Consider the following 11,006-nt stretch of genomic DNA (forward strand, 5'->3'; position numbering starts at 1 on the left):
GTTTATTAATACAGCACTTCCCGATGTTATGAGGTACAAGAACCCCACCCCCAACCCCCTCCAGTATCAAAAGCTTATCCTTTTCTTCCCCCCGCTGCGGGGGGATTGAGGAAGGTGCGATGAGGGGGTTAAGATGTACCTCATAAAAGCGGAAACCGCTGTAAAAGGTTTCAGTTTTATTCAGCAAGCCCTAACTATTATTTTTAACTTTTGACTTTTGCCCTGCGGTACTAGGTTTCTTCTTGGAAAAGATGTTAAAAACAGGTCATCAAGTCTTTAGGGTCAGTTTTGGCATGGACACTGATTTTAGATTTAAGTAACCTCAGTGATATACGGGGTATTTTTGTACATTACGATTCTAAAATATACTGTAACCTCCTAAGTTTTAATTAGAGACTTCCAGTTAAAAAAATATCCCAAAATTTTTTGTGGTGCGGGCATACAGCTATAGCTAACGCCAAGCTACGCTATCAACAAGCTAACAAGCTCAGTACAAATAGTTAAGTATTTTCAGGTTAATAATTGTAAATTATTACTTGACAACCAGGCATAATTTGTAACTATTGTTATGTTGCTATGTTTTAAATAACACAATATTCTCATATTATGCAACCTTTTAAACTGCCAGATTTTTATATGCCTTGGCCAGCTAGGCTGAATCCAAATCTGGAAGCAGCACGAGTGCATTCTAAGGCGTGGGCTTACGAAATGGGAATACTTGGCTCAAAAGAGGAAGCCCAAGGTGAGCCTATTTGGGACGAGCGTAAATTCGATGCTCATGACTACGCCTTACTTTGCTCATATACCCATCCAGATACAGATTCTCCAGAACTTGACTTGGTAACAGACTGGTATGTGTGGGTATTCTTTTTCGATGATCACTTCCTGGAAATCTATAAACGCAGTCAGGATATGGTTGGGGCGAAGGAGTATCTTGACCGACTCCCCGCATTTATGCCGATTTATCCCAAGGACAACCCTCCCGTTCCCACCAACCCAGTAGAGCGCGGTTTGGCTGACTTGTGGTCTCGCACCGCATTTACTAAGTCTGTGGAATGGCGGCGACGATTCTTTGAAAGTACCAAAAATCTTTTAGATGAGTCAATGTGGGAACTGGCCAACATCAATCAAAATCGAATTGCTAACCCCATCGAATACATTGAGATGCGGCGTAAAGTTGGTGGCGCACCCTGGTCAGCCGATCTGGTGGAACACGCCGCGTTCGTGGAAGTTCCGGCTAAAATTGCGGCAACTAGACCAATGCGGGTTTTGAAAGACACATTTGCTGATGGAGTACATCTCCGCAACGACCTATTCTCCTATCAAAGAGAAGTGGAAGATGAAGGTGAAAATTCTAATTGTGTGCTTGTAATTGAAAAATTCTTGAATGTAAGTACCCAAGAGGCGGCTAACCTCACTAACGAACTACTCAACTCCCGTTTATATCAGTTTGATAACACTGCTGTCACCGAGTTGCCCTCCCTTTTTGAGGAGTATGGAGTAGACCCAGTAGAGCGTGTGAATGTTCTCCTTTACATCAAAGGACTTCAGGATTGGCAATCTGGCGGTCATGAGTGGCACATGAGATCAAGCCGCTATATGAATAAACAGGAAGAGGATAATTCTGCCAAATCTGGTATTCTGAGTGGTCCAAATGGTTTAGGCACATCGGCAGCGCGGATTGAATCGTTATATACCACCCTGGGTTTAGGAAGGTTTAAAAGTTTTACTCACGTTCCCTACCAGAATGTAGGTCCAGTGAAACTGCCGAAGTTTTATATGCCTTTCTCTACCACTTTGAATCCCAATCTAGATGCCGCGCGGAAGCATTCTAAGGAATGGGCGCGTCAGATGGAGATGTTGGCATCACTACCTGGTATTCCTGATGCTTTTATCTGGAATGACCATAAGTTTGATGTTGCTGACGTAGCTTTATGCGGTGCTTGGATACATCCAAATGGTTCTGAGCATGAGCTAAATTTAACAGCTTGCTGGCTTGTTTGGGGAACTTATGCTGATGATTATTTTCCCGCAATCTACGGGAATAACCGCGACTTAGCAGGTGCAAAAGTCTTTAACGCCCGACTGTCGGCGTTTATGCCTCTCGACGATTCTACCCCTCCTGCTGTGCCGACTAATCCAGTAGAAAAGGGTTTGGCAGATATTTGGTCTCGTACGGCTGCACCTATGACAGCTAATGCCCGGACTGAATTTCGCCGTGCGATCCAGGATATGACTGATAGTTGGGTGTGGGAACTGGCAAATCAGACTCAAAATCGGATTCCAGATCCGATAGATTATATTGAAATGCGTCGTAAGACGTTTGGCTCGGATTTGACGATGAGTCTGTCTCGATTAGCCCAAGGTGGTGAGATTCCAATGGAAATCTACTACAGCCGACCAATGCGATCGCTGGAAAATGCCGCTGCCGATTTTGCCTGTTTCACTAATGACATTTTTTCTTATCAGAAAGAAATCGAATTTGAAGGCGAAATTCATAACTGTGTATTGGTGGTTCAGAATTTCCTCAACTGCGATATAACCCAGGCTGTCGAGGTTGTTAACAATCTGATGACCGCGCGGGCGCAACAGTTTCAACACATCGTCGAGACTGAACTGCCAGCCCTTTTCGACGATTTCAAATTGGATGAAAACACCCGCAAGAAACTACTCAAATATGTTGAAAAACTAGAACAGTGGATGTGCGGTGTACTTAAGTGGCATACGAAGGTAGACCGCTATAAAGAATTTGAACTGCGTAATAGTGCTTCGCCAATAGTGCGGCTACTCAACGGTCCCACAGGATTTGGCACTTCTGCTGCACATATCAGATCATTGGTCGGCGCAACCAAGCCTTTGACCAAATAATCGGCAAATTGGGATTGTGTCAACTTCAATTTTTCTTGATCTACATTCAGTAAAGTAAAACCGCGTTGTTTTTTTAGTAACCAGAAAATGGAGAATTAAGTTATGACCTACTCTAATGATTCAGAAAATCAACAGCCTCAACTAAGTTTAAGTACAGCAGCAGCACGTAATTTAGCGACAACAACCAAATCTGCACCGCAGATGCAGGAAATTACCTCACGGTGGTTATTGAAACTATTGCCATGGGTGCAAACAAAAGGTGGTGTATATCGCGTTAACCGTCGTTCAAGTTATACCGTAGGTGATGGACGAGTCTCTTTTATCAACACTGGCACGACAGTACAAGTAATTCCCCAAGAACTGACTGAATTACCCTTACTACGAGGGTTTGAGGACACAGAAGTTTTAACCGCTTTAGCGAACCAATTTGTACAGCGGGAGTTCGCAGCAGGCGATGTAATTGTTGAAATAGGACAAGAAGCCAATCAAGTCTTATTGATCGCCCGTGGTAAAGTTAACAAGATTGGTCTTGGTAAATATGACGACCAGGTGGTTTTAGATGTTTTGGCTGATGGTGATCATTTTGGCGATGAATCTTTAGTAGAGTCTGAAGACACCTGGCAGTATACCCTCAAAGCTGTCACCAGATGTATTGTATTAGCATTACCTCAACAGGCGTTTGAGCAACTTCTTAACCAGTCTGAGGCTTTACAAAATCAGGTTGATAAGTTCCGCGCCCTCCTAAGCAAGCCACAGACTGAACAAGGTGAAGCAGCTATTAGCCTATCTGCGGGTCATCGCGGTGAAATTGATTTACCAGGTACTTTCGTTGATTATGATCTTTCACCCCGTCAATATGATTTAAGCATTGCCCAAACGGTTCTACGGATTAGTACTAGAGTAGCTGATCTATACAATGAACCAATGAATCAGACCGAACAACAATTGCGTCTGACTGTTGAGGCATTACGGGAACGTCAAGAACATGAAATGATCAACAACCCCGAATTTGGGTTGCTGCATAACGCTGACCTTAAACAACGTATTTACAGTAGCACTGGCGCACCTACTCCAGACGACATGGATGAATTGCTGGCTACAGTCTGGAAAGACCCAAGCTTCTTTCTGGCTCATCCTCGGACTATCGCTGCATTTGCTCGTGAGTGTAACCGCATGGGGATTTATCCACAAAGCACTGACATGGGCGGACATCAAGTTCCCGCTTGGCGTGGTGTACCAATTTTTCCCTGCAACAAAATACCCGTCAGTAATAACCGAACAAGTTCTATTCTCTTACTCCGCACTGGTTTGGAAAAACAAGGCGTTATCGGTTTACATCAAACTGGTATCCCTGATGAATATCAACCTAGCCTATCTGTGCGCTTCATGGGTATCAGTGAAAAGGCTATTATGTCTTACCTCATCACTGCTTACTACTCCGCAGCGGTTTTAGTACCTGACGCACTTGGCATCCTTGAAGATGTAGAAATTGGTCGCTAATTGGTTTTGAGAGGTAAATGTAATTGATTTGTGTCAATTAAATGCAGTGATTTTTGACACAAACCTGATTACTTTGACCTCTCAACTATTTTATTCAGTATTTTTGTGAGTAATTAGAGGATGAGATGACATATTCTAATGATTCGAGTTTAGATATTGAGGGTGGACAGCATCAACTAAGTTTAAGTACAGCAGCAGCCCGTAATTTGGCAACAACAACCAAATCTGCACCGCAGGTACAGGAAATTACCCCACGGTGGTTGTTGAAGATGTTGCCATGGGTGCAGATTAAAGGTGGCGCTTATCGAGTCAACCGTCGGTTAACCTATACTTTAGGTGATGGCCGAGTTACTTTCACCAATACGGGCGCAACTATACAGGTAATTCCCCAAGAACTTAGTGAATTGCCATTGCTGCAAGGGTTTAATGATGTTGAAGTGTTAACAGCTTTAGCCAGTCGGTTTGTGCAACAGGAGTTCGCGCCCGATGACATTATAGTACAGTCAGGTCAGCCAGCCGAGCAGCTTTTCTTGATTGCTCATGGCAAGGTAAACAAGATTGGTATTGCTAAATATGAAGAGCAACCTTTGTTAGGCGCATTAGCTGATGGCGATCATTTTGGTGATCAAGTGTTGGTAGAGTCTCAAAGTATTTGGAAGTTTACGGTTAAGGCTGTCACCCGATGCACGGTTTTAACGCTACCACAACAAGCATTCAGGGAAGTGCTTAACCATTCACCAGCATTACAGGCTCATATTGAGCAAGTCGTAACTCGCGCACAATTACCACAGAATAAGCATGGTGAAGCCTCCATTGCTTTGTCTTCAGGCCATACTGGGGAAACTGAATTACCAGGAACTTTTGTTGATTACGAACTTTCCCCCCGCGAATATGAGTTGAGTATTGCCCAAACTGTGTTAAGGATCAATACTCGCGTCGCTGATTTGTACAATGAACCGATGAATCAGACCGAACAACAATTACGTCTGACTATTGAGGCATTACGGGAACGTCAAGAATATGAATTGATCAATAACCGTGAATTTGGTTTATTACATAATGCTGACCTTAAACAGCGTCTTCACCCTCGCAGTGGCAAGCCCACACCTGATGACCTAGATGAACTGCTGACTCGCCGCCGAAAGTCAAAGTTCTTTCTAGCCCATCCTCGCACTATTGCAGCTTTCGGTCGGCAATGCAATCGTCTGGGTATCTATCCACAAAACATTGATATGGATGGTAGTAAGGTAATTGCATGGCGCGGTGTACCTATTCTTCCCTGCAACAAAATACCCATTACCAAGCACCAAACTAGTTCTATCCTTGTATTGCGTATTGGTGAAGAAGATCAGGGTGTCATCGGCTTACATCAAACTGGTATCTCTGACGAATATCAACCTAGCTTGTCTGTCCGATTTATGGGTATCAGCGACAAGGCAATTATCTCTTACCTAGTTAGCGCCTACTATTCCGCAGCTGTTCTTGTCCCCGACGCACTCGGTATCCTCGAAGACGTAGAAATCGGACACTGACGCAATAAGTAATTGGACAAAAATATTTACAGTCATTGCGAGCGAAGGGAAGCAATCACAACCCTGGCGATTGCTTCATTTCACTTTGTTCCCTATGGCTAACGCCACGCTGCGCTAACGCAATGACATTGTGTAATTAATTCTGTCTCACTACTTACTTGTCGGTTAAGGAAATGTAGGTTGGGTTGAGCGATAGCGAAACCCAACATTATCAAGGATTTTGTTGGGTTTCGTTCCATTGCTCCGCAACGCTGACGCGAACAACCCAACCTTGTATCTTAGAGGTATGTTAGAGGGGGGAGTTAATAACTACCCCTTAACAGCTTTTAATTACAGCCAATAATTCACTGGGATGATGAATTAAAAAATCTGGATTTTGTTTGCTGAGGGCTTCGGAAGAATTAAAACCCCAACTGACAGCAATAACTTTGATATTGGCTTTTTTAGCAGATTCTATGTCTCTAGTTTCATCACCGACATAAATTACTGCTTCAGGTTTGAAATGTTTTTGTCGCAACACATTATTAATAATTGTGGTTTTACCAAAAATAGTTACTCCTGAATAAATAAAGTCAAACAAATAATCTAAGTTATGACATTTAAGAAATTGATTGACGTTTTCTTGAGAGTTAGAGGTAATAATTCCCATTTGATAACCTTGATTGTGGAGTTCTATTAATGCGGTATTAATTCCCTCAATAGGTTTTAATTCTGGGATTTTATGTTTTAATTCTCCTTTGACTTTTTTAACCATAAAAGGAATTTTGAATAGGGAAACACCGGAATATTTAATAATTTCTTTGGCTGTTAAATTTCTCAATAGGACTAGTTCTTGCGAATTAATCGGCACATATCCAAATTCCAAGGCTAAACGATTGGCAATAGTTACAAGAGCATCTACTGTATCAGCAATCGTCCCATCGAAATCAAAAATTATTACTTTCTGGGTCATTATTATGCCTGGATTTATCAAGATTAGCGCGAGCATTACGTCGTAACATTTCTGGTTTAATGCGTCGCAAGGCTGATGCTGTGAATCTTTTATCCCACTCCTCATTGGATATTTGGGCTAATTCTACCAGCTTGGGAGCTAAGTTTCCAGGATAGGGTTGAAAATCCTTGACATTAGTTGCTTGAGCAAATCGCTGATTCCAAGGACAAATATCTTGACAAATATCGCAACCTGCTATCCATCCTTGTAAATGGGGTGTGATGTCTGCGGGGAGTTCTTCGGCGCGGTTTTCAATGGTATGATAGGCAATGCAGCGATTAGCATCTACGATAAAGGGTTCGGTGATTGCACCTGTCGGACAGGCTTGCAAACAACGAGTACAGGTGCCACAATGTTGGGTGGATGGGCGATCGCTTTCTAGTTGCAGATTGGTTAATATTTCTGCCAAGAACACCCAAGAACCGTATTTTCTGGTAATCACATTCCCGTTTTTAGCAATCCAACCAATGCCGGCTTTTTGCGCCCAAACTTTATCTTGGACTGGCCCTGTATCTGCATAATAACGGGCTTTGACATTTTCGCCCAGGGATTCTAGCCAATTGGCTAGTTCTTTGAGCTTTTTGTGGATGACTTTATGATAATCTCGACCCCAGGCATAACGGGAAATTTTGCCATATTCATCCCCCTGGGGACGTTGATGGGGGGTATAATAATTTAAGGCTACAGATATGAGCGATCGCACTTCTGGCATCACTAAATTAATATCCTCACGCTTGGGATTTTTCATCCATTCCATGTCGGCGTGATAACCCATTTTTAACCAAGCTTGCAATTTTTCTGTCTCTGTCGTCTCTAAATCACCGACAGCAGCAATCCCTACTTCGTGAAATCCCAATTCTTTGGCTTTTGCTTTGACTGCTGCGCTGTCTATTGAGATATATTCATTCATTTTCAACTATTATTGATTTTATGAGGATGGTAATATTTTGAGTGGGTTATCTGTTCTTAACCCACTAAGTAGTGAGACAGAATTAATTACACAATGTCATTGCGTTAGCGCAGCGTGGCGTTAGCCATATATAACACAGTGAAATGAAGCAATCGCCATGGTTGTGATTGCTTCCCTTCCCTCGCAATGACTGTAAATATTTTTGTCCAATTACTTATTTTAACTGATTTCAATAACTTCTTGCTCAAAATTCTCTTTAAGAATCTTCTGGAAACACCCATTTTGGGGGTTCTGTGATTTTTTTCCGCAATCTTTCTTCAGCTATTTCTAGCATTTTGTCTAAAGAAGTTTCTTCGATGAATTTTGAAGCTGATTCTCGATACTCAATATTGGGACATTGATCACCTAAAACACACCCGTTGACACAGGCTTCAGCACAGTTAATTTTTTGTTCCACCATCAATTCCTCTCTAATGTGGGTGTTTTTATTTTGTAAATAAATTTTACAACAACACTTGGTAAGTGTAATTCGGGTGCGTCTTTCCAGTAACTCTTTCATCACGCTTTTAAAGTTGGGGGATAAGTGCTGCACCACTATCAGCATAGCACGCATACAATCAACACTTTCAAGCTTCAGAGTTATATATCTTGATAACGTATCCCATGTTGGGGGATATTAGTACCTAACCTATATAATTAGTGTTGGTTTGTAATTTTAACTTGTGATGACTCTACCTAACTGGATTACTTTTTCTCGATTGCTGGGAATACCTTTTTTACTTTATGGTTTATATAATCCCACAAATGAAGCCAAATGGATATGTTTAACTATATTTTTAATTGCGGCTTTAACTGATTGGTTAGATGGATATTTAGCCAGAAAACTCAACCAAATTAGCGAATTAGGTAAATTTCTTGATCCTTTAGTAGATAAATTATTGGTACTTGCACCATTATTAGTATTAGTAGAATTAGGAAAAATCCCAGCTTGGGCAGTGTTTATAATTTTAGCACGGGAATTAGCGATCGCCGGTTGGCGAGTTAATCAAACCACCATCACCGGGGCAAATATTTGGGGTAAACTGAAAACAGTGAGTCAAATCATTGCCATATCTTTACTAATTGCCCCCTTATCACCAACTTGGCAAACTCCGGTTTTAATTACCTTTTGGATATCTGTAATATTGACAATTGTTTCAGGAGTTATTTATCTAATTCCTCAAAAAATTAGCGAGTAAAATCAAAGTAGAGCAAATTAAATGTCGAAGATAGAAGGCTTTAGAGTTAGAAATTACAGAGTTATTCGTGATATCACTTTGGGGAAATTGTGGAACACACAAACTGCCAAGCCATTAACACCAATGACAGCCGTTATTGGTAAGAATGGTGTGGGAAAAAGTACCATTTTCGACACTTTCGGTTTTCTTGCCGATTGCTTAAAAAATGGAGTAGAAGAAGCTTGTTATGCTCATGGTCGTGGTGGCTTTGAGAAAATTCTCTCTCAAGGACAACAGGGAAGTATTGAGTTTGAAATCTATTATAAAGAAGATGGTAATGCCCGACCAATTACTTATGAATTAGCAATAGATATTGACTCATCTCGAAGACCTTATGTAAAAAAAGAGAGACTCAGACAACGCAGAAAAGGACAAGGTAAGGGACAACCTTTTTCTTTTTTAATTCTCAATGAAGGCAGAGGAATCGCATGGAAAGGTGAACAAGAAGGCAAACAAGATGATTTTGATGTGTCAGATTTAATAGATAAAATCCAAAGGGGTGAAGCAGAAAAAGAAAACAAAGAAACCGAAGTAGTTGAACTTGACGATAAGCGAAAACTGGGAATTGCTACTTTAGGTTCACTTAAACAACATCCCCGAATTTCTATGTTTAGAAGATTTATTGAAGGATGGTATTTAAGCTATTTTACACCAGATGCTGCCCGCAGTTTACCTCTAGCTGGACCACAAAAGCATTTAAATACTCATGGAGATAATTTAGGTAATGTAGTTCAGTTTATGGAAAGAGAACATCCAAAAAAGTTTCAATCCATACTGGAAAAAATAGCCAACAAAATTCCCGGTGTCAACAAGATTAGCACTTCCCCAAGTCCAGATGGAAGACTGCTTTTATGTTTCAATGACAAAGGGTTTCAAGACCCATTTTACTCTCAACAAATGTCAGATGGTACACTCAAAGTATTTGCGTATCTTCTGATGTTGGAAGATCCATCACCACCACCATTTTTGTGTATCGAAGAACCAGAAAATGGACTTTATCATAAACTTTTAGAAACTCTAGCTAGAGAATTTCGAGAACACACTACAGGTCAAAAAGGTGGATCACAAATATTTGTGACAACACATCAACCATATTTTGTAGATGCCCTTGAACCTGAAGAAGTTTGGATATTAGAAAAGGGCGAAGATGGATTTGCTAAAATTAAGCGGGCTAGTAAAGATTCTTTGATTAATAATCTTGTTTCTGAAGGGTTGCCCCTAGGTGGACTTTGGTACAGTGACTACTTGGACGCAAGGTGAATATATGCACTTTGAGATATTAGTTGAGGATGTTTCCGGCAAAACTACTCTTGAGATTCTTGTTCCAAAAATTATTAACCCCGAACAACACACATTTAATATTCATGCTTATAAAGGAATAGGGCATATTCCTAAAAATCTCATATCTAATTCTGATCCCAAAAAACGAATTTTGCTCGACCAATTACCGCGACTTATTCAAGGCTATGGTAAAACATTTGCCAGTTATCCTCCTAATTATCACGCTGTTCTGATCATTATTTGCGATCTTGATGACAGATGTTTGAGTGTTTTTCGCCAAGAATTACTTAATGTTGTAGACTCTTGTGAACCGAAACCAAAGACGCAATTTTGCATCGCTATTGAGGAAGGCGAAGCATGGTATTTAGGTGATTTAGCAGCAGTAAAGGCGGCTTATCCAACTGCTAAACCAGCAATCCTAAATTCATACACCAATGATGATATTTGTGGCACATGGGAGAAGTTAGCCGACGCAGTATATCCCGGTGGTTGTCAAAAGTTGTCTAAACTTCCTTATCAGTTGACACTCCCCGCCATAAATGGACGGGGATTCTTAAGACCAAATAAATAATCTTAACGGCGATATCAATGCGCCTCTACTGATTCCACTAGAATTTAATCCTAGCTTTACCGCTACTTTTCTGAAA

Annotated in this window: 9 protein-coding genes; 6 read left to right on the plus strand and 3 right to left on the minus strand. The window is 41.1% G+C overall.

What is annotated here, in order from left to right:
• Nucleotides 1-606 precede the first annotated feature (606 nt).
• The 3 genes from IQ228_RS12185 to IQ228_RS12195 all read left to right on the plus strand — a co-directional run bounded on the left by IQ228_RS12185 (nt 607) and on the right by IQ228_RS12195 (nt 5,900).
• Nucleotides 607-2,868: a family 2 encapsulin nanocompartment cargo protein terpene cyclase gene (locus IQ228_RS12185; protein ID WP_027402321.1), complete on the plus strand. Its 2,262-nt coding sequence runs from the start codon at nt 607-609 to the stop codon at nt 2,866-2,868.
• A 102-nt stretch (nt 2,869-2,970) separates the two neighbouring features.
• A complete protein-coding gene (locus IQ228_RS12190) occupies nt 2,971-4,368 on the plus strand; it encodes a family 2B encapsulin nanocompartment shell protein (protein ID WP_027402320.1) in 1,398 nt (465 codons plus the stop codon).
• Nucleotides 4,369-4,493: 125 nt separating this feature from the next.
• On the plus strand, nt 4,494-5,900 hold the full coding sequence (locus IQ228_RS12195; RefSeq protein ID WP_193962963.1) for a family 2B encapsulin nanocompartment shell protein: 1,407 nt from the start codon (nt 4,494-4,496) through the stop codon (nt 5,898-5,900).
• A gap of 316 nt (nt 5,901-6,216) precedes the next feature.
• Here the strand turns inward: IQ228_RS12195 and IQ228_RS12200 are convergent, their stop codons facing one another.
• The 3 genes from IQ228_RS12200 to IQ228_RS27425 all read right to left on the minus strand — a co-directional run bounded on the left by IQ228_RS12200 (nt 6,217) and on the right by IQ228_RS27425 (nt 8,258).
• The gene (locus IQ228_RS12200; protein ID WP_027402318.1) at nt 6,217-6,852 is read right to left on the minus strand and encodes an HAD-IA family hydrolase; all 636 of its coding nucleotides are present in this window, start codon (nt 6,850-6,852) and stop codon (nt 6,217-6,219) included.
• Complete coding sequence (gene queG, locus IQ228_RS12205) at nt 6,827-7,801, minus strand: tRNA epoxyqueuosine(34) reductase QueG (protein ID WP_027402317.1); 975 nt, start codon at nt 7,799-7,801, stop codon at nt 6,827-6,829. Before queG ends, IQ228_RS12200 begins: the two co-directional genes overlap by 26 nt.
• A gap of 256 nt (nt 7,802-8,057) precedes the next feature.
• Nucleotides 8,058-8,258 (minus strand): hypothetical protein, encoded by a 201-nt coding sequence (locus IQ228_RS27425; RefSeq protein ID WP_027402316.1) that lies wholly within the window; start codon nt 8,256-8,258, stop codon nt 8,058-8,060.
• 268 nt (nt 8,259-8,526) lie between these two features.
• On the opposite strand from IQ228_RS27425, the gene pgsA reads away from it, so the two are divergent.
• Genes pgsA through IQ228_RS12225 form a run of 3 tightly spaced genes read left to right on the plus strand, consistent with a single transcriptional unit; the run spans nt 8,527 to nt 10,930 of the window.
• On the plus strand, nt 8,527-9,039 hold the full coding sequence (gene pgsA, locus IQ228_RS12215; RefSeq protein WP_027402315.1) for a CDP-diacylglycerol--glycerol-3-phosphate 3-phosphatidyltransferase: 513 nt from the start codon (nt 8,527-8,529) through the stop codon (nt 9,037-9,039).
• Nucleotides 9,040-9,060: 21 nt separating this feature from the next.
• The gene (locus IQ228_RS12220; RefSeq protein ID WP_193962965.1) at nt 9,061-10,338 is read left to right on the plus strand and encodes an AAA family ATPase; all 1,278 of its coding nucleotides are present in this window, start codon (nt 9,061-9,063) and stop codon (nt 10,336-10,338) included.
• On the plus strand, nt 10,316-10,930 hold the full coding sequence (locus tag IQ228_RS12225) for a hypothetical protein (protein ID WP_284083146.1): 615 nt from the start codon (nt 10,316-10,318) through the stop codon (nt 10,928-10,930). The genes IQ228_RS12220 and IQ228_RS12225 overlap by 23 nt, the downstream gene beginning before the upstream one ends.
• The last annotated feature ends 76 nt before the right edge of the window (nt 10,931-11,006 follow it).

This window comes from Dolichospermum sp. LEGE 00246 (assembly GCF_015207865.1).
Taxonomy (GTDB): Bacteria; Cyanobacteriota; Cyanobacteriia; order Cyanobacteriales; family Nostocaceae; genus Dolichospermum; species Dolichospermum heterosporum.

Excerpts from the sequence above, each read along its gene's own strand:
- IQ228_RS12185 (WP_027402321.1), top strand. The coding sequence starts at position 607 with ATGCAACCTTTTAAACTGCCAGATTTTTATATGCCTTGGCCAGCTAGG.
- IQ228_RS12190 (WP_027402320.1), top strand. The coding sequence starts at position 2,971 with ATGACCTACTCTAATGATTCAGAAAATCAACAGCCTCAACTAAGTTTA.
- IQ228_RS12195 (WP_193962963.1), top strand. The coding sequence starts at position 4,494 with ATGACATATTCTAATGATTCGAGTTTAGATATTGAGGGTGGACAGCAT.
- IQ228_RS12200 (WP_027402318.1), bottom strand. The coding sequence starts at position 6,852 with ATGACCCAGAAAGTAATAATTTTTGATTTCGATGGGACGATTGCTGAT.
- queG (WP_027402317.1), bottom strand. The coding sequence starts at position 7,801 with ATGAATGAATATATCTCAATAGACAGCGCAGCAGTCAAAGCAAAAGCC.
- pgsA (WP_027402315.1), top strand. The coding sequence starts at position 8,527 with ATGACTCTACCTAACTGGATTACTTTTTCTCGATTGCTGGGAATACCT.
- IQ228_RS12220 (WP_193962965.1), top strand. The coding sequence starts at position 9,061 with ATGTCGAAGATAGAAGGCTTTAGAGTTAGAAATTACAGAGTTATTCGT.